The following is a 21,796-nucleotide window of genomic DNA, read 5'->3' as shown; positions in this document are numbered from 1 at the left end:
TCACCTTCGCCCTGGGGTTTTCTTGATGCTTCGCCTGACGCGAACGAAACGAGATACCACGAAAGCCGCCCGCAAAACGTGGGCGGGACGGGCGACTCTGGGCTGACGACAAGCCCAAAGGATGCCCGCGAGGAGCGGGCTCCCCTGCCGGACCCAACCCTCGAAAACCCGAAGAAGCGGCGGGCATTCCGGACGATCCGATCATCCGGCAGGCCCAAAAGCCGCCTCAAAAAGATTTGATGACGCGTTCGGATGTGAGGATCTGCCATGAGCGACGAGCCGACAAAGAGCCTGGAAGCCCAAGTACCGAGCCGTACGGCCACGATGGCGGACACGGTCAAAACGGTACGTGATCCGGGCCTGCCGGTCGCCCAGGGCCTCTACGACCCCTCCAACGAGCAGGATTCCTGCGGCGTCGGCTTCATTGCCGACATGAAGAACCGCAAGTCGCACGAGATCGTCGAGCAGGGTCTCTCCATCCTGCACAACCTCGACCACCGCGGCGCGGTGGGCGCGGACCCGAAGATGGGCGACGGCTGCGGCATCCTCGTCCAGATCCCGCACAAGTTCTTCGCGGCCGAATGCGCCAAGGTCGGCATCTGGCTGCCCGAGGAAGGCCAGTACGGCGTCGGCCACCTGTTCATGCCCCGCGACCCGGAGGGCTTCGAGCTCGTCGAGGAGATCGTCACCAAGGCGATCACGGATGAAGGCCTGCAGGTTCTCGGCTGGCGCGACGTGCCGGTGGATTCGAGCGATCTCGGCGAGAGCGTGAAGGCGACCGAGCCGCAGCACCGCCAGATCTTCATCGGCAAGGGCAAGGGCATGGACGACGCCGAGACCTTCGAGCGCCGCCTGTTCATCGCCCGCAAGGTCATCTCCAACGCCGTCTACGACATGAAGGACGAGCGCACGGCCGGCTATTATCCGGTCAGCCTGTCCTCGCGCACCATCGTCTACAAGGGCATGGTGCTGGTCACGCAGCTGCGCGACTACTATCTCGACCTGCAGGACGAGCGTTTCGAGAGCGCCATCGCGCTCGTGCACCAGCGCTTCGCCACCAACACTTTCCCGACCTGGCAGCTCGCCCATCCCTACCGCATGGTCGCCCACAACGGCGAGATCAACACGCTGCGCGGCAACGTGAACTGGATGGCGGCCCGCCAGGCCTCGGTCGATTCCGAACTCTTCGGCAACGACATTTCGAAGCTCTGGCCGATCTCTTATGAAGGCCAGTCCGACACGGCCTGCTTCGACAACGCCCTCGAATTCCTGGTGCGCGGCGGCTATTCGCTCTCGCATGCCATGATGATGCTGATCCCGGAAGCCTGGGCCGGCAACCCGCTCATGAACGACGACCGCCGCGCGTTCTACGAGTATCACGCAGCCCTCATGGAGCCGTGGGACGGCCCGGCCGCCGTGTGCTTCACCGACGGCAAGCAGATCGGCGCGACGCTCGACCGCAACGGCCTTCGTCCCGCGCGCTACCTCGTGACCGATGACGGGCTCGTGGTGCTCGCTTCCGAGATGGGTGTTCTGCCGATCCCGGAGGAGAAGATCGTCGAGAAGTGGCGCCTGCAGCCGGGCAAGATGCTCCTCATCGACCTGGAAGAAGGCCGCATCGTCTCCGACGACGAGATCAAGCAGCAGCTCTCCAATGCTCATCCCTACAAGGAGTGGCTGAAGCGCACCCAGATCGTGCTGGAGGATTTGAAGCCCGTGCAGGCGCGCGAGTCGCGCACGGACGTGTCGCTCCTCGACCGCCAGCAGGCCTTCGGCTACACGGCGGAAGACCTCAAGCTCCTCATGCAGCCGATGGCCGTGACCGGCCAGGAGGCCGTCGGCTCCATGGGGTCGGACACGCCGATCTCCGCGCTCTCCGACAAGGCGAAGCTGCTCTACACCTATTTCAAGCAGAACTTCGCCCAGGTGACGAACCCGCCGGTCGATCCGATCCGCGAGGAGCTCGTCATGAGCCTCGTGTCGTTCATCGGTCCACGCCCGAACATCCTGGACTTGGAGGGCACCTCGCGCCGCAAGCGCCTCGAGGTGCGCCAGCCGATCCTCACCAACGAGGATCTGGAGAAGATCCGCTGCATCGGCCATTTCGAGGACCGCTTCGACACGAAGACGCTCGACATCACCTATGACGCGGAACTCGGCGCGGCGGCCCTCGACGGCGCTCTCGACCGCCTCTGCGACCGCGCGGAAGCGGCCGTGCACGGCGGCTACAACATCATCATCCTGTCCGACCGCATGGTCGGCCCGGACCGCATCCCGATCCCGGCGCTGCTGGCCACGGCGGCCGTGCACAACTACCTGATCCGCAAGGGCCTGCGCACGTCGGTCGGCCTCGTGCTCGAATCCGGCGAACCGCGCGAGATCCATCACTTCGCCTGTCTGGCCGGCTACGGCGCGGAAGCGATCAATCCGTATCTCGCCTTCGAGACCATCGCCCACATGCTCGAGAACGGCGAACTGCCGGAAGAGGTGGACGCCGACGAGGCAATCAAGCGCTACATCAAGTCCATCGGCAAGGGCCTGCTCAAGGTGATGTCCAAGATGGGCATCTCCACCTACCAGTCCTATTGCGGCGCGCAGATCTTCGATGCAGTCGGCCTCAGGTCCGACTTCGTGTCCCGCGACTTCTTCGGCACGGCGACCACCATCGAAGGCATCGGCATGGACGAGGTGGCGGAAGAGAACGTGCGCCGCCACCGCGACGCCTTCGGCGACGCGCCGATCTACCGCGACGCGCTCGATGTGGGCGGCGAATACGCCTATCGCCAGCGCGGCGAAGTTCACGCCTGGAACCCGGACACCGTCGCGACGCTGCAGCATGCCGTGCGCCTCAACGCGCAGGACCGCTACCGCGAATATGCCCGCCTCGTGAACGAGCAGGACAACGAGCTGAAGACCATTCGCGGTCTCTTCCGCATCAGAAAAGCGGGCGAGACGGGACGTGCGCCCGTCGACTTGAGCGACGTGGAACCGGCCCAGGAGATCGTGAAGCGCTTCTCCACCGGCGCCATGTCCTTCGGATCGATCTCGAAGGAAGCGCACGAGACGCTGGCGCTCGCCATGAACGCCATCGGCGGCAAGTCGAACACCGGCGAAGGCGGCGAGGAGCCGGAGCGCTTCCGCCCGCTCTCCGACGGACGGTCCAAGCGCTCCGCCATCAAGCAGGTGGCCTCCGGCCGCTTTGGCGTGACGACGGAATATCTCGTCAATGCCGACATGATGCAGATCAAGGTGGCGCAGGGCGCCAAGCCCGGCGAAGGCGGCCAGCTGCCCGGCCACAAGGTGGACGTGAAGATCGCCCGCGTTCGCCACTCCACGCCCGGCGTCGGCCTCATCTCGCCGCCGCCGCACCACGACATCTACTCCATCGAGGATCTGGCGCAGCTGATCTTCGACCTGAAGAACGTGAACCCCTCGGCGGATGTCTCCGTGAAGCTCGTCGCGGAAGTGGGCGTCGGCACGGTGGCGGCCGGCGTCGCCAAGGCGCGCGCCGACCACATCACGATCTCGGGCTTCGAAGGCGGCACGGGCGCGTCTCCCCTCACCTCGCTCAAGCATGCGGGCTCGCCCTGGGAGATCGGCCTCGCCGAGACCCAGCAGACCCTCGTGCTCAACCGACTGCGCGGCCGCGTGGCCCTGCAGGCGGACGGCGGCCTGCGCACGGGACGCGACGTGGTGATCGCGGCTCTGCTCGGGGCCGACGAATTCGGCTTCTCGACCGCACCGCTGATCGCGGCCGGCTGCATCATGATGCGCAAGTGCCATCTCAACACCTGCCCGGTCGGCGTCGCCACGCAGGACCCCGTGCTGCGCAAGCGCTTCAAGGGCCTGCCCGAGCACGTCATCAACTACTTCTTCTTCGTCGCCGAGGAAGTGCGCGAGCTGATGGCCGAGATGGGCTTCACCTCCATCGACGAAATGATCGGCCAGTCCGATCTGCTCGACAAGAATGCCGCCATCGACCACTGGAAGGCGAAGGGCCTCGACTTCACGAAGCTCTTCCACAAGCCGGAGGTGCCTGCAAGCGTCTCGATCCGTCACCAGGAGCGTCAGGTTCATCCCATCGCCCATGTGCTCGACCGCGAGTTCATCGCGCAGGCTGGCCCCGCGCTGGAAAACGGCGAGGCGGTCGTCATCGAGTCGCGGGTGCGCAGCTCCGACCGGACGGTGGGCGCCATGCTCTCCGGCGAGGTGGCAAAGCGCTACGGCCACGAGGGCCTGCCCGACGACACGATCACCGTGAAGCTGAAGGGCGTGGCGGGCCAGAGCTTCGGCGCGTGGCTTGCCGCGGGCGTGACGCTCAACCTGGAAGGCGAGGCCAACGACTATGTCGGCAAGGGCCTGTCGGGCGGCAAGATCATCATCGCGCCGTCGCCGAACTCGAAGGCTCTGCCCGAGAACTCCATCGTGGTCGGCAACACGGTGATGTACGGCGCGATTGCCGGCGAGGCGTATTTCCGCGGCGTCGCCGGCGAGCGGTTCGCCGTTCGCAACTCGGGCGCCATCGCGGTGGTGGAAGGAACCGGCGATCACGGCTGCGAATACATGACCGGCGGCCTCGTGGTCGTGCTCGGTCAGACCGGCCGCAACTTCGCGGCGGGCATGTCGGGCGGCATCGCCTATGTGCTCGACGAGGACGGCACGTTCGGGAAGCGCTGCAACCTGTCCATGGTCGATCTCGAGCCCGTCGAGGAGGAGGAGGACCTGATGCGCCGCCTCCACCATCACGGCGGCGACCTGGAGACCAAGGGCCGCATCGACATCATGGCCAACATGTCTGGCCCCGATGAAGAGCGCCTGATGCAGCTCATCACCAACCACCACACCTACACGGGCTCGACGCGCGCCAAGGAGATCCTCGACAACTGGACGACCTACCGCACCAAGTTCGTGAAGGTCATGCCGGTCGAGTACCGCCGCGCGCTCCAGGAGATGGATCGCCTCCGGAACCTGCAGGCGGCGGAATAAGGATTAAGGGGCAAACCGATGGGCAAGGTCACAGGCTTTCTCGAATACGACCGGCAGGAGCAGAAGTATCAGCTCGCCGGGGAACGCGTGCGCCACTTCCGGGAGTTCACGCTGCCGCTCGACGACAACGACCTGAAGAAGCAGGCGGGACGCTGCATGGATTGCGGCATCCCCTTCTGCCACGGGCCGACGGGCTGTCCGGTGCACAACCAGATTCCCGACTGGAACGATCTGGTCTGGTCCGACGATTGGGAAGAGGCTGCGCGCAACCTCCACACCACCAACAACTTCCCCGAGTTCACGGGCCGCATCTGTCCGGCCCCGTGCGAGGAAGCCTGTACGCTCAACCTCGAAAACCAGCCGGTGACCATCAAGACCATCGAGCAGGCCATCGCCGACAAGGCGTGGGAGATGGGCTTCGTGAAGCCGGAGCCCGCGGGCTTCTCCACGGGCAAGCGCGTGGCTGTGATCGGCTCGGGCCCCGCCGGCATGGCGGCGGCCCAGCAGCTCGCCCGCGCGGGGCATGAGGTGCATGTGTTCGAGCGCCAGGCCAAGCCCGGCGGCCTGCTGCGCTACGGCATCCCGGACTTCAAGATGGAGAAGTACCACATCGACCGCCGCGTGAAGCAGATGGAAGCGGAAGGCGTGATCTTCCATTGCGGCGTGAATATCGGCGTCGACAAGAGCTTCGCGTCGCTGCACAACGAGTTCGACGCTGTGCTGTTCGCCGGAGGCGCGGAGGATCCGCGCAACCCGAACCTGCCGGGCCAGGAACTCAAGGGCGTCCATTACGCGATGCCCTATCTCACCCAGTCGAACCAGCGCGTGGGCGGCGAGGCGGTGACGGTCGAGCCGATCCTCGCGGCCGGTAAGCACGTGGTCGTCATCGGCGGCGGCGACACGGCTTCCGACTGCGTCGGCACCGCGTTCCGCCAGGGCGCCCTCTCCGTGACGCAGCTCGACATTCGCCCGCGTCCGCCGGAGCGCGAGGACAAGCTGACCGTATGGCCTTATTGGCCGACGAAGATGCGCACCTCGTCCTCCCAGGCCGAAGGCGCGGAGCGTGAGTTCCAGGCTGCGACGCTCGGCATCGTCGGGAAGAAGGGCCAGGCCACCGGCGTGCAATGCGCTCGCGTCGACGAGAAGCGCCAGCCCGTTCCCGGCACCGAGTTCATCCTCAAGGCCGACCTCGTCTTCATCGCCATCGGCTTCGCCGGTTCGGTGAAGGAAGGCCTGCTGGACGAATCCGGCGTCACGATCGACCGTCGCGGCAACGTGGTGGCGGACGACAAGAGCTACCGCACGTCGAGCGAGAAGGTCTTCGTGGCCGGCGACATGCGCCGGGGCCAGTCGCTGGTGGTCTGGGCCATCCGCGAAGGCCGCCAGGCCGCCCGCTCCATCGACACCTTCCTGATGGGCGAGAGCGACCTGCCGGTCTGACGATCCATTTTCCGAAACGGAAGCGGCGGCCCATTTCCGGAATGAGCCGCCGCTTTTTTTATTGTCTGGATGCCTTCAGTTATTTGGCCACCGGAAATCATCCGCCCGTCCCGGCCGTGAGCCTGGGGCGATGCCGACCCTCAGGGCGCGCTGCACCGTATAGGCGTTGTCGCCGGTCAGCTTCGGCGGGGCCGAGACCAGGGTTCCGCCCGGGGTCACGTCCTGACGGGTCAGGGGGAGGACCGGGCCGACCAGCGGCTTCGACGGCAGGGAGACCGGTGCGGCGGCATCCGGCGGCGCCGGGATTGCCGCCTCGATCGAGGGCGCGGCCGATCCATCGGCAGGCGTGATGCCAGTCGGATTGGCAGGAGCTGCCACTGCCGTGCCACCCTTGCCCAGGATCCGCTTGATCTCCGTGTCGGCGAAGAAGGCGACCTTACGGGCGCCGGCGCGCGTGAAGAACACGCCCTCGTTGGTGCGCAGCTTGGCGGGCTCGCCATCCACATCGGGCCCATCGGCCGTGTACTGGTTTTCGTCGTCCACGAAACCCGGCCAGATATCCACATAGGTGCCGCCGCCGCGCTGGACGCTGTCCCGGTAGATCTCGTTGATCACGACCAGGTCCTCGGACGCCTTGCTGTTCTTCATCGGCGGCAGGCCGATCCACACCAGAGGAATCCCACGCTCCTTGAACGTGTTCACGATCGCATCGACCCGTTGGCGGTAGAGCTCCTTCCACCGGTCGGACAGGGGCTCGACGGTGTCGTCTCCGTCCTTGATCGCCTGCCGGTCGCTCGTCCCCAGCATCACCACGGCGACGCTCGTCTTCTGGCCCTCGTCGAGGGTCGACTTGATGAAGTTAGGCCAATCGGCCGGGTCGGTGCGAACCAGCCCCGTATCCCTGACCTTCGGCACCACCGCCACGTCCTGGTTCTCGGCGAAATGCGCCTCGAGCCCCTGGCGGGCATAGCCGGCCAAGGCGTCTCCGAACACCACCACAAAGGTACTCGGATCGACCTTGGGCTTTTCCTGCTTGGCCACGGCTGCCGCGGGCGCAGCCGGTTTGCGAGGACGCGCCACGGGCGTGCGGGCCGGCGGAGGGGGCTCGTCCGGCACCCCGAAGAAGCGCCGGAGACTGAAGCCCTGTTGCTGTTGGGGCTGCGCAGGCTGGACGAGCTTCCCGGGATAATAGCCGGGTGGATAGGCTCTGAGGTCGCGCTGGCCCTGCGGCTGGTAATAGCCGGACTGGGCCAGGGCCGCGCTGCTCGCGCCGACGGCAAGCAGCAGGGTCAGGGTCAGAGGGCGAAGAATCGGCGCTAACGACATCGGCGGTTCCACTTCTGTCCGGACCAGCCTTGAGTATAGAGCCTTACGGGAGCTCCGTCAGCGGGTCGTGCGCAGTTCGCGCAGGACCGCATAATCGGCATATCCATCTGGGATCAAGCCACGGCGCAGCTGGAAGTTCCGCACGGCCTCCCGGGTCTTGGAGCCGAGCTTGCCGTCCGTATCGCCTTCGTAGAGCCCGAGACGGGCGAGACGCTCCTGCAATTCCTGGCTGTGATCCTTGCTCAGCAAGGGCTGGTCCTTGGGCCATGCGCCCTGGATCGGCAAGCCGCCCAGGAGCCGGTCGCCGAGATGGGCGACGCCCATGGCGTAGGCATCCGAGGAGTTGTAGGCCTTGATCACGTCGTAGTTGCGAGTCACCAGGAAGGCCGGCCCACCCGCGCCACCGGGAAGGAACAGGGTGGCCTCGCCGGAACGGGGCATCGCCTTTCCGTCCGCGCGCCGCACGCCCACGGCCTGCCAGCGGGCGAAGTCCTGCTTGAGATGCCGATAGTCGAAGCCGCGCGGGAGGGCCACCTCGAAGCCCCAGGGCAGACCGGGCTGCCAGCCGTGCCGGCGCAGGTAATTGGCGGTGGACGCCAGGGCATCGGGCACGGAGGACCAGATGTCCCTGACCCCGTCCCTGTTGCCGTCAACGGCGTATTTCATGAAGCTCGACGGCATGAACTGGGTCTGGCCCATGGCGCCGGCCCAGGACCCCAGCATCTTGGAGCGGTCGATATGCTCGCCTTCCAGGATCTGGAGCGCCGTGAGCAGCTCCTCGCGGAAGAAGTCGTCCCGATAACCGGTATAGGCCAGGGTCGACAGCGCCTGGACTGTATAGATCGAGCCGGTGAAGCTGCCGAAATTGGTTTCCATGCCCCAGACGCCGAGCACCACGGATCGCGGAACCCCATAGGTCCGCTCGACGGCGGCGAGCGTCTTCGACCATTCGGCGGCCATGTCCTGGCCGCGCTTCAGGCGCTGGGCCGAGATGGCTCCGTTGATGTAGTCCCAGATCGGGCGGACGAATTCTGACTGCTTTTTCGTGAGCGCAATGATCTTGGCGTCGGGCTCGACGCCGCGGAACGCCTCCTCGAACGTCGCGCGCGACACACCCCGCGCCTTGGCGGCGGGCCACAGGCCCTGCACGAAGCGCTGGAACCCGGCTTGAGAGCTTTCCTGCGCCTGCACGGGCGAAACGCCACCGCCTGCACCGACGGTGAGGCTCAGACCGAGAAGGAGCGCGCCGGAGAGTCGGCGCACGATGGGAAGCGGCTGGCGCATGGGAGTCGCTCGCGGAAACAGGACAGATCTGTCCCGTCCATGCGACACTAAGCAGGTTAACAGCCGGTTGATAGCTCTCCTTCCTGATAGTGCGTCCTTATGCGCCGTCCTGGCTTGGCCCGACCGATCCTCTCCTCGAAATCGCCCATATCGGCGGCTTAACCATAAAGCTTCAGCTCCAATTCAGGTCGGGAGCTGCAATGAGGCAGCGCAAGGATGGAACATCGGAAGCGCCGCCACGTTGGCAGGCGCCGAAGCTTGACAGTTATCGGTTCCCTTTTCCCGGTCCTGACTTAGATTACCCCTCCCTCTTGATGCTCAATCATGGCCCGATCAATGAAGCGAATTCGCAAAGCAGTCCTTCCCGTCGCCGGTCTCGGCACCCGGTTCCTGCCTGCCACCAAGGCCGTTCCCAAGGAGATGCTCTGCGTCGTCGACCGCCCGGTCGTTCAGCATGTGGTGGATGAGGCGCGCGCGGCCGGTATCGAGCATTTCATCTTCGTCACCGGCCGCAACAAGGCCGTGATCGAGGACCATTTCGACATCGCCTACGAGCTGAACCGCACCCTGGAAAGCCGCAACAAGACCAAGGAGCTGGAGCTTCTCGCCCGGGACCAGCCCCAGGCCGGCCAGACGAGCTTCACCCGCCAGCAGGAGCCGCTCGGCCTCGGCCACGCGGTCTGGTGCGCCCGTGAACTCGTGGGCGACGAGCCCTTCGCCGTGATCCTGCCCGACATGCTCAGCCGCGGCTCCATGGAACAGATGATCGCCGCCTACGACAAACACGGCGGCAACATCATCGCCGTCGAGGAGGTGCCGGAGGACCAGACGCACCAGTACGGCATCGTCTCGGTCGGCCAGGAATTCGGCCAGACCTTCGAGATCACCGGCATGGTGGAAAAGCCCCCGAAGGGCACCGCGCCTTCGAACTACATCATCTCCGGCCGATACATCCTGCAGCCTGAGATCTTCGACCTGCTCTCCACCCAGGAGCGCGGCGCCGGCAACGAGATCCAGCTCACGGATTCCATGATCCGCCTGATGAAGAGCCAACAGTTCTTCGGCATGAAGTATGAGGGCAGGACCTACGATACGGGCTCCAAGATCGGCTTCCTCATGGCCAACGTGGCCTATGCGCTGGAGCGCGAGGAGCTTTCCGCCGATTTCCGCCGGGAACTCGAGGCCCTGCTGCGGCAGAAGTAAGCAAGCTGAAGGGTTCCTCATGGCCGCCTCTCTGTGCTAGAGGGCGGCCATGACGCTTGCAAAGCCAGCTTCCCTTTCGGCCGATCCGGCCATTGCCTCCGCCCTGCGTACGCTCGAAGCCGAGCGGGACGGCCTGACGATCCTGATGGACGCCATCGGCAACGGCCTCGGCCCCCATTTCACCGCCGCGGTCGAGACGCTGGCTGCCGCCAAGGGCCGGGTCATCGTCACCGGCATGGGCAAGTCCGGCCATGTGGGCCGCAAGATCACCGCCACCTTCGCGTCCACCGGCACGCCCGCGCATTACGTCCATCCTGCGGAAGCGAGCCACGGCGACCTGGGCATGATCCAGACCGACGACGTGATCATCGCCCTGTCCTGGTCGGGGGAGACGGCAGAACTCGCCGACATCATCGGCTATTCCCGGCGCTTCCGGGTGCCGCTGGTGGCCCTGACCTCGAACGCGGAATCGACCCTCGGCCGTGCCGCGGATATCTGCCTGACCCTGCCGAAGGCCAAGGAAGCCTGCCCGAACGGGCTGGCGCCGACCACCTCGACCACGATCCAGCTCGCGCTCGGCGATGCCCTGGCCGTCGCCCTGCTGGAGAGGCGCGGCTTCACGGCGGAGCACTTTAGGGTCTTCCATCCAGGCGGGAAGCTCGGCGCGCGCCTCAAGCTCGTGCGCGACATCATGCACAAGGACGAGCGTCTGCCCGTCGTCGGCCTCGAGGCCCGCATGGATGAGGCCATCGCGGAGATCGGCCGGAAAGGCTTCGGCGCCGTGATCGTGGTGAATGGCGACGGCACGCTCGCCGGCATCGTCACCGACGGCGATCTGCGCCGCAATCTCAAGCCCGATCTCATGACCCTGCCCGTGACGGCGATCATGACCCGGACGCCCCGGACCATCGCGCCCGACGCCCTTGTGGCGACTGCGCTCGAGATGGAGGAGGCCTCCCGGATCACGGCCCTGATCGTGGTCGAGAACAACCGGCCCATCGGCCTGGTGCATTACCTCGATCTGCTGCGGGCCGGGGCGGCGTAGTTTTGGGCTCAAAGAGGAAAGCGCAGAAGACTGCACTTTCCCGGCATGCGTCAGACAACGACGAAATCACTGAGAACGAGTTTCGCCTTGTTGCTCAACTTGGCGATCAGGATCTGCGCCTCAGCCCCGCTCCCATCGGGATCGTAGTACAGATTCCCAGTGCTCTTATGATAGATGATGCGATCTTCCGCGTCCCCAGCCTGAGCCCCGAAATGAAGGGCATCGCTGGCCAGCTTTCCTTTGCCGCCAATGTTGGCGAAGAACAGCTGGTTGATCTTGAACGTGTCGTCATTCGAGTTGAAGTCGCGAATGATATCTCTGTTGCCTGCCGCAGGCGTGGCGGCGAAGACGAAACTGTCCTTGCCCTCTCCCCCTGTCAGGGTGTTGAGCCCGGCACCTCCGATCAAGGTGTCGTTACTCAACCCACCTGACAGAGTGTCGTTTCCATCACCGCCATCGATGTATTCGGATCGTTTCCCACCGAGGAAGGTATCGTTCCCGCCAAGCATGTTGATCCTGCCGGAGATGGTACCCTTCCGCGTGTCGAGGTAATTATTCCCGTCCCCCATGGTCAAGCCACCATAGATCGTCCCTTCATTGGTGAACCGGGGACTGTTTATTATAACCGTCATCGTTCTTTATTCCGCTGCTGCGTGGAAGATTTTGCTACCTGCCGGCGAGTCAGCGGTAGGTAAATACACGTTATATAGTTATATAACCGTGATGCAAGCACAGCTCATTCAGGTTGCCTTAGCTCAAGGATCATCGACCACGAGCGTCGACCCCTCGACCCGCACCACGCGCACCTTGGCTCCGGCGAACCGGTCGGCGCCCGTCACGCGCCAGGAGCTGTCGTCGACCCGGATGCGGCCTTCGCCGTCCTTGATCGGCGTTTCCAGGGTGAAGACCCGCCCGACGAGGGATTGGCCGCGCTGGTTGAGCGGCGCGGCCTCCGTGTCCGGCTGCGTCTTCGAACGGGTGACGTAGCGGCCCAGGATCACCGCTCCGACCGCGAGCAGCGCGAAGAGAAGCGCCGCAGCCTGCCAGGACAGGCCGAGGAGGGCATCGAACATCCCGGTGACGATGGCGGCGAGGCCGAGCCAGAGGAAGAACGAGCCCGGCGCGAGAAGCTCGACGCCGATCAGGACGACGCCCAGGATGATCCAGGCCCATGCGCCCAATCCGATGAACGCGTCGGCGATCATGAGCGCTCACCCCCGCCGGGAACCGTGGGAACGCTGCGGGCGGGCCTGGCGCTCGCCCCACCCTCGCCGAAGACCGATTTGGTCAGTTCCGCGATGCCGCCCAGGGTCCCGGCCAAGCCCGCCGCCTCGATGGGGACGATCACAACCTTCTGGTTCGGCGCCGAAGCGAGCGCCCGGATCGCATCGATGTATTTCTCCGCCACGATGAAGTTGGCCGCGTTGAGATCGCCGCGCGTGATGGCATCGCTGACCATGCCTGTGGCCCTGGCCTCGGCTTCCGCCTGCCGCTCCCGCGCTTCCGCGTCGCGGAACGCCGCTTCCTTGCGCCCTTCGGCAGCCAGGATCTGCGCCTGTTTCTGGCCTTCGGCGCGCAGGATCTCGGATTGGCGCATTCCTTCCGCCTCGAGAACGGCGGCGCGCTTCTCGCGTTCGGCCTTCATCTGCCGCGCCATGGCGCCGGCGAGATCCTGCGGCGGGATGATATCCTTGATCTCGACACGGGTGACCTTGGCTCCCCAGGGTGAAGCCGCAGCATCCACGACCTTCAAAAGGCGTTCGTTGATCTCGTCGCGATGGGAGAGCAATTGGTCGAGATCCATGGAGCCGACGACGGTGCGGATATTGGTCATGGTCAGCACCAGCAGGGCCTGATGCAGATCGGACACCTCGTAGGAGGCGCGGGCCGCATCGAGCACCTGGAAGAAGGCGACGGCGTCGATGGTGACGCCCGCATTGTCGCGGGTAAAGGCCTCCTGGCTCGGAACGTCGAGCACCTGCTCCATGACGTTCACCTTTTTCCCGATCTGATCGATATAGGGCACGATCAGACCGAGCCCCGGCGTCAGCGTGCGCGAATAGCGCCCGAACCGCTCGACCGTATAGGCATAACCCTGAGGGACCGTCCGAATGCCCATGGCGATCGTCACCACGACGACGAGCACCAGAACGATGACGAAGATATCGAAACCACTCAGCGGCATAAGCCCTCCGGGCAACGGAGTTGCGATCGCGACAGGCTATCCGATAGGAGCAAAAACTCCTAGAGCATCAAAGTGGAAAGCCCGGTCCACTTTTCGCTGACGCGGCCCTCCGGGTCCGCACGATGCGCTAGAGGGTCTGGATAGGGCTGCTATTCTACACCCCGAAGGCACGCCATGCCGCGATACTTCTGCCAAGATCACCCGGATCGCCTCGAGCTTGAAGCAGAGGCCCTCGACTTGCGGCCCGGAGCGGTTTTGCTGGGGCAATCGCCGTTCTTTCCAGGCGGCGGGGGGCAATTGGCAGACAAAGGCATTCTCGAATGGTCAGGTGGCGCACTGAACGTCGAGAGACTTGAGCCCGATCCGCGCGGGCTCTGGCATGTCTTTGCCGAACCCGTCGCAGTTCAAGGCCCTGTGCTGGCCAAAGTCGATCCCGAGTTTCGCCATCTCATGTGCGAGCTTCACACGATGGCGCATGTGCTCAACAGCATCGTATACAGGGATTTCGGCGGTGCATTGCTGACGGGCGCGCAACTGGCGGCGGATGGCACCTTCCGCGTCGATTTCGATATGCCGGGAATCTATCCCGACTGGTTGCGGACCTTGGACGGCCCCATGAACGACGTCATCCACCGGGATTTGCCGATACGCACCTTTTACATGCCTTGGATGGAAGCCCAGGCAGAGCCGGGGATGTTTCGCAGCAAGTCCGTCTCGCCTCCGCCGCAGGAGGATGGATCGGTGCGCATCGTGGAGATCACGGGCCTCGACCGGCAGGCTTGCGGCGGAACGCACCTGGTTTCTACAGGCCAGGCACGCCCCGTTCGGATTCTGAAAGTCGACAACAAGGGGAAGCAAAACCGGCGCATCCGCGTCGGCTTTGCCGATTGATCAGATCCACCCCTGAAGCTCGCGCTCCACGATGTGGTTGATCACGCGCATGCCGTCGTCGCTGTCGTTAAGGCAGGGCAGATAGGCGAATTCCTCGCCGCCGTTATGCATGAAGATCTCGCGGTTCTCGCCGTTGAGCTCTTCCAGGGTCTCCAGGCAATCGGCCGAGAAGCCGGGAGCCACGATGGCCATGCGCTTCACGCCGCTCTTGGCCAGGGCCTCGACTGTCTTGTCCGTGTAGGGCTGGAGCCATTCCGCCTTGCCGAAGCGGGATTGGAAGCTCATGCGGAACTTGTCCGGCGACCAGCCGAAAGCCTCCCGCATCAATCGCCACGTCTTCACGCACTGGCAGTGATAGGGATCGCCTTTCAGCAGGTATTCCTTCGGCACGCCATGGAAGGAGACGAGAATCACCTCCGGCTCGAAGGTGAGCTTGGCGAGCTCCTTCTTCATGGAGGCGACGACCGCATCGATATAGACCGGATCGTCGTGATAGGGCGGCGAGACGCGGACTGTCGGCTGCCAGCGCATGTCCATGAGCGCACGAAAGGCCTGATCGCAGGCGGTGGCCGAGGTCGCCGCCGCATATTGCGGATAGAGTGGCACCAGGAGAATCCGGTCGCAGCCCTGGTCCAGGAGCGCCTGGATGCGCTCCCGCACTTCGGGCTTGCCGTAACGCATGGCCCAGTCGACCGTCACCTTGTCGCCGGCGATGCTTCGGATGTGCGCCGCCACCTTCTCCGCCTGGTTGCGGGTGATGGTCTTGAGCGGGCCTTCATCACGCTCGTTGTTCCAGATCGACGCGTAGTCGCGGCCCTTGGGGCCAGGGCGCTTGGTGAGAATGATCAGGTTGAGGATCGGCCACCACAGCAGGCGCGGCGTTTCGATCACGCGCCGGTCGGAGAGGAATTCCTTCAGATACGCCCGCATGGGCCAGTAGCCGGTGCCCTCCGGGGTCCCCAGGTTCAGAAGAAGCACCCCGATCCGTCCGGTCCGAACAGCCGGATGATCCACCGGGCGCACGCCCTGGCGAAGATCGGTCAGACTCACGCTCTCGTTCATGAAAAGTCCCTTGGCGCACAGGATCCGAGAAACGAATCCCGCTCTCGATGCCGCCTTAGATAGAAGTTTCAGACGGCTCCGCCAACAGGACGCCTCACCGCATCGTCTGGATCGCTTGCAAACCCAGCTTGCGCGCAGGCGGATCAGACCCCCATGTCCGGGAATCTGGCCTGCTTGAGCACGGCATCGATGGCAACGCGTAATCCCGACGGCTCAAAATCGGTTTCGACCTTGGCGTTGAGCTGAGTGGCCAGCACCCGGTGGAGCAGGCGCGAGCCGAAACCCTGACGCGTAGGCGAGGAAACGACGGGCCCTCCCCGCTCCTCCCAGACGAGCCTCAGGCGCGTTCCGTCCTCCGCCGGCTCGGCCTGCCAGGAAATGGAGACCTTGCCTCCGGGAACCGAGAGGGCGCCGTATTTGGCGGCATTGGTGGTCAGTTCATGGATCGCCATGCCGATGGGCACGGCAGCCTCGGAAGGCAGATCGACCGCGGACCCGTGGAGGGCGATCCTTTCGGCCGAGGCATCGTTGTAGGGCCGAAGCTCCTTTTCCAGAATCTCGCGCAGAGACGCGGTCTGCCAGACGGCCTCGGTCAAGAGCGAATGGGTGTTGGCGAGCGAGATGATGCGCCCGACGAAGGCCTGGTAGAAGTCTTCGATGCTGAGCGCGGAGCGTGCCGTCGCGCCCACCACCGCCTGGACCGTGGCCAGGGTGTTCTTCACACGGTGATGGAGTTCGCGGATGAGCAGGGACTGCTGGGTCTGGGCCTGCTTGCGCTCCTCGATCTCGCTCTGCGCGTTACGGTAGAGGCGGCTGTTCTCGAGCGCGATGGCCGCCTGGGCCGTCAGGCCCGCCAGCAGGCGCTCCGAGCGCCGGTTGAACATCCCCGCCCGTTCGTGCCCGAAGACGAGGATGCCGTGGGTGTCCCCCGTGCGCAGAACGACCGGAACGGCCAGGATGCTGCGGATGAGGGGGTGGCCCGAGGAGGTCTGCGGGGTGAACGGCGAGCCGTCATGACCCTGCTCGACGGCCATGTTGTCCAGGCGGACCGTCTTGCCCTCAAGGAAGGCCGGGGCGCCGATCTCCCGGATGGTCAGAGCAGCAAATGCCTCGCGAAGGCTTGTCGATTCGAATTTTCCGTAATGTTCCTTTTCGCTCTGTGACGCGCCGCAATAGAAGGCGCCGAACTGGGCCTCGGTCAGCTCGATCCCGGCATCGACGACGCTCTCGATGATGCGGTCGATGTCGAGTTCGGCGGCAAGAATGCTGCCCGTGCGGTTGAGGATCTCCAGGGCGGCGGTTTCGGTGCGCAGCTCGCTTGTCCGCAGCGCCACCTGCCGTTCGAGGAGTGCGGCATCGGCCGCCTGTTCGTGGAACTGTTCCGAGGCCAGCACCGTCAGGGCGAGCAAGGCCAGAAGAGCGATCAGCGCAAAGGTGCCGTAGAGCCGTGTCTGGACGAACCACGGCGTCCAATAGGCATCCTCCGGCATGCTGACACCGATGTAGAGTGGCATCGCATCGACCTGACGATACGCTCCGACGCGTTCCTGGCCCAGGCTCATGAAGGGGTAGAAGCCGGCCCGGGAAGAGGAGGCCAGCGCCTTGTTGAAGGCATCCTTGTCGATGGGGGCGAAGGAGACGCCATCGGGCGGCGATGGATGCTGCGCGATGACGGAACCGTCGGATGCGCGCATCAGCGCGATTCTGCTGCCCTTCGGCAACCGGATCTTCGACCAGTAATCGTAGAAGTAGGATAGCGAGACGGTCACCGCCGCGATGCCGCCGAACCCCGCATTTCCATCCTGCAGGCGGCGGCTGATCATGAAGGTCGGCGTCTTCGTCGCGAGCCCGATCATCGGCTCTCCCATGAACAGTCCCTGATCGGCATTCACCTGGGCGCTGAAGACATCGCGCCCGGAAAGGTTCGACGATGGCGTCGGGAACCGTTCCGACGTGAGGCGCAGGCGACCGCTTGAATCGCTCAGCCAGATATCCTCGATGAAGGGCAGCGCGTCCTGAACGGCATGAATCTGCTGCCACAGGGGCTTCGACGTTTCGATCTCGTCCCAGCTATGCCCCTGCATCAGGGCTGCAGCCTGCTTCAAGGTCAGGTCCGTGACTTCAAGGAGCCTCGCCGTATGGTCCGCCAGAAAGAATGCTGCGTTTCGAAGATCGTCCTCGTTGCGCTGGATCAGGCGGTTGCGCTGCTCCCAGGCGATATAGCCGAAGGTCAGGAGAATGAACACGACGCCGAAAAGCCCCATGAACAGGGTCAACCGGCCGCGCAGCAGGGAACGGCGGCGCCGCTTCTGGGACAGGCTGATCGAGTCCGGTCGCGTGTAGAACTGCAAGGGGAGACCGCTTTTTTTAAGTGGGAGATTCGCCGTTGCGGGGCCAGAATGGCACAGCAAATGCCTTTGATGGAGAGGGAATTTAAGTTTCTCTGCTCCCTTGACCAGGGGCGAACCAACTATCGCGCTGCGCGCCTAGGAAAATGCGCCCGAACGTCACGCCGTAAACATCATCGCATGAAAAATGCCGGGGCTCGTGAGAACCCCGGCACTGACCCGGCACTGAGAAGAAACGTCTGCGATCGGATCAGCGCAGGACGATGCGGCCCTCGACCTTCGGCGCCACCTTGCCAGCCTTGGCGACGTAATCGATCACCTGGCTCGCCATGAGCTGGCTTGCCGCCACGTCGACGAGCGACTTGGCCTCCGTGAAGACGCGATAGCCGTCGCCGCCACGGGCCATGAAGTCGTTCGTGGCGAGCTTGTAGATCTTGGCCGGGTCGAGAGGCTCGCCGTTGATCTTGACAGATTTTACGCGGCTGCCGACCGGCTCCTTCACGTCGACCTCGGCCAGGATGCCGGAGACCTGCGGAAAGCGGCCGCCGAGTTCGCGCACCTGGCTCACGCCATTCTCGAGCGCAGACTTGATCTGGGCGCCCGTGACCTCGAGGAGCACGGTGGTGTTGCCGAAGGGCATTTCGGCCAGGATGTTGCGGCGGCTCAGCTTCTGGCCGGCCTCGTACTGCTTGTCGGCGCGCAGGCCGCCGCCGTTGGTGATGGCGACATCGGCCCCGACCGAGGCCTTGAGCGCATCGGCCACGAGATTGCCCATGGCGGCCTCGCCTCCGCGCACCGTGGCGCGACGGCTGTCGAGAGGCGTTTCCGTCACGCCGATCTCCACGTCGAGTTCCTTGGACAGCTTGTCCTCATATCCTTTCACCACGGCCTCGATCTCTGGATCGGGCTTGACGGTGGCGCTGTCGACGATGCGGAAATTCGGCGTCCAGGTGACGGTGGTCTTGCCGTCCTTCGTCGCCTTCGTCACGGCCAGTTCCGTCACGATGACGTAATTTCCCTGCGATTCCGATTCCGTGAGAGCCACCTTGCCGTCGTAGAAGGCGAGCAGGTGCTCGTCATGACCGCCGATGATCAGGTCCACGCCGGCCGAGCGGGCGACGATCATGTCCACCTCGAGCGGAGTGTGGGCGACGGCGACCACGATGTCAGCGCCCTTCTCGCGCATTTCCTTCGCCTTGGCGCGCGCCGTGTCGATGGTGGACGAGAACTTGATCGTGCCCGGGCTCGATGCGATCGGGGTCTCCTCCGTGGTGAGCCCGAAGAAGCCGATCTTCACACCCTGCACCTCGACCATCTTGTCCGGCTTGGTGTTCGCCGGCAGGCCGTTGCCGTCGACGATATTGGTGGCGAGCACGTCGAACTTGGCCTCCGCCATGCGGGCGCGGAAGGCGTCAGGACCGAGATCGAATTCGTGGTTGCCCGGCGTCATGGCATCGACGCCCATGTGGTTGAGGATGTCGATGATGTGGGCGCCCTTGTCGAAGCCCGACAGAAGCGACGGAGAGATGGTGTCGCCCGCATGGACGAAGAAGGCATTGCCCTTGGCCTTCTCCTCCTTGATCACCGTCGCGAGCTTGGCGAAACCGCCGCGACCCTTCTCCGGGCTCATGCGGTCGATGTCGTTGGTCTGGACGAAGCGGATCGTCACGGCCTCCTGCGCCAGGGCGGTGCCCGACAGAAGCATGGACAATCCAAGAAACCCGGCGCGAAACGCAGCGGAGGGGCGGTTCTGAAACATCGTGAAGGTCCTCATAGAAGGTTGGAACCAGGACTGAAGGGCATGGAACCTAGACCGGCAACGTGTCACAGAAGTAACATCCTGTCGACGGGCCTCGCGCTCAGATCCGCGGCACTCCTGATGTCTTTTTCAGCGATGGCCGCAGCCTCATTTAGCCGGCGCACCAACCCGACCTTTACCTTACCGAAAGGCATGCTGTCCTCATGACCGGACCCATCAGCCAAGCCCTCGCCGAGTTCCGTGCCAAGCCCCAGGCGGCGGGATGGCTGACGCTGCCCTTCTTCCAGGATGGCAGTGCGGAGACCATCGCCGCCAAGGTCGACGCGGTCATCGCCGGGGGCGCGCAGGTGCTGCCGCCTCCGGAGGCCGTGTTCACGAGCATCTCCCTGACGCCCCTCGACAAGGTGAAGGTCGTCGTCCTCGGCCAGGATCCCTATCCGACGCCGGGCGATTCCCACGGCCTCGCCTTCTCCTATCGCGGCTCTCGCCGAATTCCGGCCTCCCTGCGCACGATCCTGGCCGAGATGGCCGAGGATCTGGGCATGCCGATGCCGAAATCGGGCGACCTGTCGAAATGGGCGAAGCAGGGCGTGCTGCTCATCAACACGGCGCTGACCGTGGAGGCCGGGCAGTCGGGAGCGCATATGAAGTTCGGCTGGTCGGCCCTGGTCGATCAGGCGATTGCGGCCGTCTCGGAGCGGCAGCCGGCCGTTGTCTTCCTGCTCTGGGGCGCTCCGGCGCGCAAGCGGGCGGCGCTCGTCGACCGGGCGAAGCACCTCGTGATCGAGGCGGGCCACCCCTCCCCGCTCAACCGGCTCAACGATTTCAGGGGAACCCGCCCCTTCAGCCGCACCAATGCCTGGCTCGCCGAGAAGGGGCTGGAGCGGGTGGATTGGCGGCTGGATACCTGACATTCAGTAAAGATCCTTGCCGAGAGACCTTCATCGGGTCTAGGTCTCGCCGCAGCGAAGAATGTGGTCGCAGCGGACGCAGCCGCGACGGACTTGGAGATCAGCATGACGGAATCCCTCTTCGGACAGGTCGAGGCCTTCGCGGGCGACCCGATCCTTTCCCTCAATGACGCCTTCAAGGCCGATCCCCGAACCGAGAAGGTCAATCTCAGCATCGGCGTCTACACCGACGAGAAGGGCCGCATCCCGGTGCTGGGAGCGGTCAAGACAGCCTATGAGCGCACCGGCTTCGCGGAGCGGCCCTATCTGCCCATGGAAGGCCATGCGGGCTACCGTGAGGGCGTGCAAAAGCTCGTCTTCGGCGACAACCACCCGGCCCGGGCCGAGAAGCGGATCGCCACGATCCAGACCCTCGGCGGCACGGGTGCGGTGGGCATCGCGGCCGACTTCCTGGCCAAGCACTGCCCCGGCCGCAAGGTGCTGGTCAGCGACCCGACCTGGGAGAACCACCACGGTCTGTTCCAGCGCGCGGGCTTTACGACCGCAACATATCCCTATTGGGATCGCGCCAACCGCTCGGTGGATTTCGACGGCATGGTCAAGGCGCTCGAAGCCGCCGAGAACGGTTCCATCGTGGTGCTTCAGCCCGTCTGCCACAACCCGACCGGCGTCGATCTCGACGAGCGCCAGCAGAAGGCCATCACCGACGTGCTGATCGCCAAGCGCCACATCGTCGTGTTCGATATGGCGTACCAGGGCTTCGGCACCAGCCTCGACGAGGATGCCGCCTTCGTGCGCCGCTACGCGGAACGCGCGAGCTGCCTCGTGGCGAATTCCTTCTCGAAGAATTTCTCGCTCTACGGCGAGCGGTGCGGCGGCCTGAGCGTCGTCTGCCGCGATGCCGACGAGGCCGAGCGCGTGCTCGGACAGTTGAAGCTCGCCGTGCGCCGGAGCTATTCGAGCCCGCCGATGACGGGCGGTCTTCTCGTGGCGACCGTGCTCGGCAGCGACGAGCTGCGCGCCCAGTGGGCCGGCGAAGTCGAGACCATGCGCACCCGCATGGATTCCATGCGCAAGCTGCTCGCGGAGCACATCCGCGCCCTGTCGAACGAGATCGATGTGAGCTTCCTGCTCAATCAGCGCGGCATGTTCAGCTACACCGGCTTAAGCGCCCAGCAGGTCGACGCCATGCGCGAGCGGGACGGCGTGTATCTCGTGGGATCCGGCCGCATGTGCGTGGCGGGGCTCAACGAGGCGAATGTGCCTAAGGTCGCGAAGAGCTTCGTCGAGGCACAGGCGCGGGGTTAAACGAGACTTTTACGCCACGTCATCACCGGCCTTGTGCCGGTGATCTCG

At 64.7% G+C, this 21,796-nt stretch carries 15 protein-coding genes; 7 read left to right on the top strand and 8 right to left on the bottom strand.

What is annotated here, in order from left to right:
* Positions 1-267: 267 nt before the first annotated feature.
* Both gltB and DDF70_RS19185 read left to right on the top strand, forming a co-directional pair.
* Entirely contained in the window at positions 268-4,986 is a 4,719-nt protein-coding gene (gene gltB / locus DDF70_RS19190; protein WP_114946455.1) for a glutamate synthase large subunit, read from the top strand.
* Positions 4,987-5,004: 18 nt separating this feature from the next.
* Entirely contained in the window at positions 5,005-6,426 is a 1,422-nt protein-coding gene (locus DDF70_RS19185) for a glutamate synthase subunit beta (protein ID WP_114946454.1), read from the top strand.
* Positions 6,427-6,501: 75 nt separating this feature from the next.
* Here DDF70_RS19185 and DDF70_RS19180 read toward each other — a convergent pair whose 3' ends face one another.
* Together DDF70_RS19180 and DDF70_RS19175 are read right to left on the bottom strand one after the other, a co-directional pair.
* Entirely contained in the window at positions 6,502-7,752 is a 1,251-nt protein-coding gene (locus tag DDF70_RS19180) for an SGNH/GDSL hydrolase family protein (protein ID WP_114946453.1), read from the bottom strand.
* A 57-nt stretch (positions 7,753-7,809) separates the two neighbouring features.
* Positions 7,810-9,036, bottom strand: a complete 1,227-nt coding sequence (locus DDF70_RS19175; RefSeq protein WP_114946452.1) for a lytic murein transglycosylase — start codon at positions 9,034-9,036, stop codon at positions 7,810-7,812.
* 336 nt (positions 9,037-9,372) lie between these two features.
* Here DDF70_RS19175 and galU point away from each other — a divergent pair, with 336 nt between their 5' ends.
* Together galU and DDF70_RS19165 are read left to right on the top strand one after the other, a co-directional pair.
* Complete coding sequence (gene galU, locus DDF70_RS19170) at positions 9,373-10,239, top strand: UTP--glucose-1-phosphate uridylyltransferase GalU (protein ID WP_114946451.1); 867 nt, start codon at positions 9,373-9,375, stop codon at positions 10,237-10,239.
* A 49-nt stretch (positions 10,240-10,288) separates the two neighbouring features.
* A complete protein-coding gene (locus DDF70_RS19165; RefSeq protein ID WP_114946450.1) occupies positions 10,289-11,284 on the top strand; it encodes a KpsF/GutQ family sugar-phosphate isomerase in 996 nt (331 codons plus the stop codon).
* A 50-nt stretch (positions 11,285-11,334) separates the two neighbouring features.
* Here the strand turns inward: DDF70_RS19165 and DDF70_RS19160 are convergent, their stop codons facing one another.
* The 3 genes from DDF70_RS19160 to DDF70_RS19150 all read right to left on the bottom strand — a co-directional run bounded on the left by DDF70_RS19160 (position 11,335) and on the right by DDF70_RS19150 (position 13,469).
* Positions 11,335-11,916 carry a calcium-binding protein gene (locus DDF70_RS19160; protein WP_162820501.1) on the bottom strand — a complete coding sequence of 194 codons (582 nt, stop codon included), beginning with the start codon at positions 11,914-11,916 and terminating at the stop codon, positions 11,335-11,337.
* A 123-nt stretch (positions 11,917-12,039) separates the two neighbouring features.
* Positions 12,040-12,489, bottom strand: a complete 450-nt coding sequence (locus DDF70_RS19155; protein WP_114946448.1) for an NfeD family protein — start codon at positions 12,487-12,489, stop codon at positions 12,040-12,042.
* The gene (locus DDF70_RS19150; RefSeq protein ID WP_114946447.1) at positions 12,486-13,469 is read right to left on the bottom strand and encodes an SPFH domain-containing protein; all 984 of its coding nucleotides are present in this window, start codon (positions 13,467-13,469) and stop codon (positions 12,486-12,488) included. The genes DDF70_RS19155 and DDF70_RS19150 overlap by 4 nt, the downstream gene beginning before the upstream one ends.
* Positions 13,470-13,643: 174 nt before the next feature.
* Between DDF70_RS19150 and DDF70_RS19145 the strand changes: the two genes are divergently transcribed.
* A complete protein-coding gene (locus tag DDF70_RS19145) occupies positions 13,644-14,360 on the top strand; it encodes an alanyl-tRNA editing protein (RefSeq protein WP_114946446.1) in 717 nt (238 codons plus the stop codon).
* Here the strand turns inward: DDF70_RS19145 and hemH are convergent, their stop codons facing one another.
* The 3 genes from hemH to DDF70_RS19130 form a co-directional block, all read right to left on the bottom strand.
* Positions 14,361-15,422: a ferrochelatase gene (hemH, locus tag DDF70_RS19140; protein ID WP_114946445.1), complete on the bottom strand. Its 1,062-nt coding sequence runs from the start codon at positions 15,420-15,422 to the stop codon at positions 14,361-14,363.
* 143 nt (positions 15,423-15,565) lie between these two features.
* Positions 15,566-17,773 (bottom strand): sensor histidine kinase, encoded by a 2,208-nt coding sequence (locus DDF70_RS19135; protein WP_114946444.1) that lies wholly within the window; start codon positions 17,771-17,773, stop codon positions 15,566-15,568.
* A 247-nt stretch (positions 17,774-18,020) separates the two neighbouring features.
* Positions 18,021-19,529, bottom strand: a complete 1,509-nt coding sequence (locus DDF70_RS19130) for a bifunctional metallophosphatase/5'-nucleotidase (protein ID WP_245435561.1) — start codon at positions 19,527-19,529, stop codon at positions 18,021-18,023.
* Positions 19,530-19,732: 203 nt separating this feature from the next.
* On the opposite strand from DDF70_RS19130, the gene ung reads away from it, so the two are divergent.
* Together ung and DDF70_RS19120 are read left to right on the top strand one after the other, a co-directional pair.
* Positions 19,733-20,440 carry a uracil-DNA glycosylase gene (gene ung / locus DDF70_RS19125; protein WP_114946443.1) on the top strand — a complete coding sequence of 236 codons (708 nt, stop codon included), beginning with the start codon at positions 19,733-19,735 and terminating at the stop codon, positions 20,438-20,440.
* Between the two features lie 105 nt (positions 20,441-20,545).
* On the top strand, positions 20,546-21,748 hold the full coding sequence (locus tag DDF70_RS19120; protein ID WP_114946442.1) for an amino acid aminotransferase: 1,203 nt from the start codon (positions 20,546-20,548) through the stop codon (positions 21,746-21,748).
* The last annotated feature ends 48 nt before the right edge of the window (positions 21,749-21,796 follow it).

It is taken from the genome of Microvirga calopogonii (assembly GCF_003347665.1).
Taxonomy (GTDB): Bacteria; Pseudomonadota; Alphaproteobacteria; order Rhizobiales; family Beijerinckiaceae; genus Microvirga; species Microvirga calopogonii.
The sequence above is the reverse complement of the archived record's forward strand: the minus strand, read 5'-3'. Positions and strand labels throughout refer to the sequence as shown.

What these genes read in the sequence shown, in the direction of transcription:
- gltB (WP_114946455.1), top strand. Translation starts at nt 268, where the DNA reads ATGAGCGACGAGCCGACAAAGAGCCTGGAAGCCCAAGTACCGAGCCGT.
- DDF70_RS19185 (WP_114946454.1), top strand. Translation starts at nt 5,005, where the DNA reads ATGGGCAAGGTCACAGGCTTTCTCGAATACGACCGGCAGGAGCAGAAG.
- DDF70_RS19180 (WP_114946453.1), bottom strand. Translation starts at nt 7,752, where the DNA reads ATGTCGTTAGCGCCGATTCTTCGCCCTCTGACCCTGACCCTGCTGCTT.
- DDF70_RS19175 (WP_114946452.1), bottom strand. Translation starts at nt 9,036, where the DNA reads ATGCGCCAGCCGCTTCCCATCGTGCGCCGACTCTCCGGCGCGCTCCTT.
- galU (WP_114946451.1), top strand. Translation starts at nt 9,373, where the DNA reads ATGAAGCGAATTCGCAAAGCAGTCCTTCCCGTCGCCGGTCTCGGCACC.
- DDF70_RS19165 (WP_114946450.1), top strand. Translation starts at nt 10,289, where the DNA reads ATGACGCTTGCAAAGCCAGCTTCCCTTTCGGCCGATCCGGCCATTGCC.
- DDF70_RS19160 (WP_162820501.1), bottom strand. Translation starts at nt 11,916, where the DNA reads ATGACGGTTATAATAAACAGTCCCCGGTTCACCAATGAAGGGACGATC.
- DDF70_RS19155 (WP_114946448.1), bottom strand. Translation starts at nt 12,489, where the DNA reads ATGATCGCCGACGCGTTCATCGGATTGGGCGCATGGGCCTGGATCATC.
- DDF70_RS19150 (WP_114946447.1), bottom strand. Translation starts at nt 13,469, where the DNA reads ATGCCGCTGAGTGGTTTCGATATCTTCGTCATCGTTCTGGTGCTCGTC.
- DDF70_RS19145 (WP_114946446.1), top strand. Translation starts at nt 13,644, where the DNA reads ATGCCGCGATACTTCTGCCAAGATCACCCGGATCGCCTCGAGCTTGAA.
- hemH (WP_114946445.1), bottom strand. Translation starts at nt 15,422, where the DNA reads ATGAACGAGAGCGTGAGTCTGACCGATCTTCGCCAGGGCGTGCGCCCG.
- DDF70_RS19130 (WP_245435561.1), bottom strand. Translation starts at nt 19,529, where the DNA reads ATGTTTCAGAACCGCCCCTCCGCTGCGTTTCGCGCCGGGTTTCTTGGA.
- ung (WP_114946443.1), top strand. Translation starts at nt 19,733, where the DNA reads ATGACCGGACCCATCAGCCAAGCCCTCGCCGAGTTCCGTGCCAAGCCC.
- DDF70_RS19120 (WP_114946442.1), top strand. Translation starts at nt 20,546, where the DNA reads ATGACGGAATCCCTCTTCGGACAGGTCGAGGCCTTCGCGGGCGACCCG.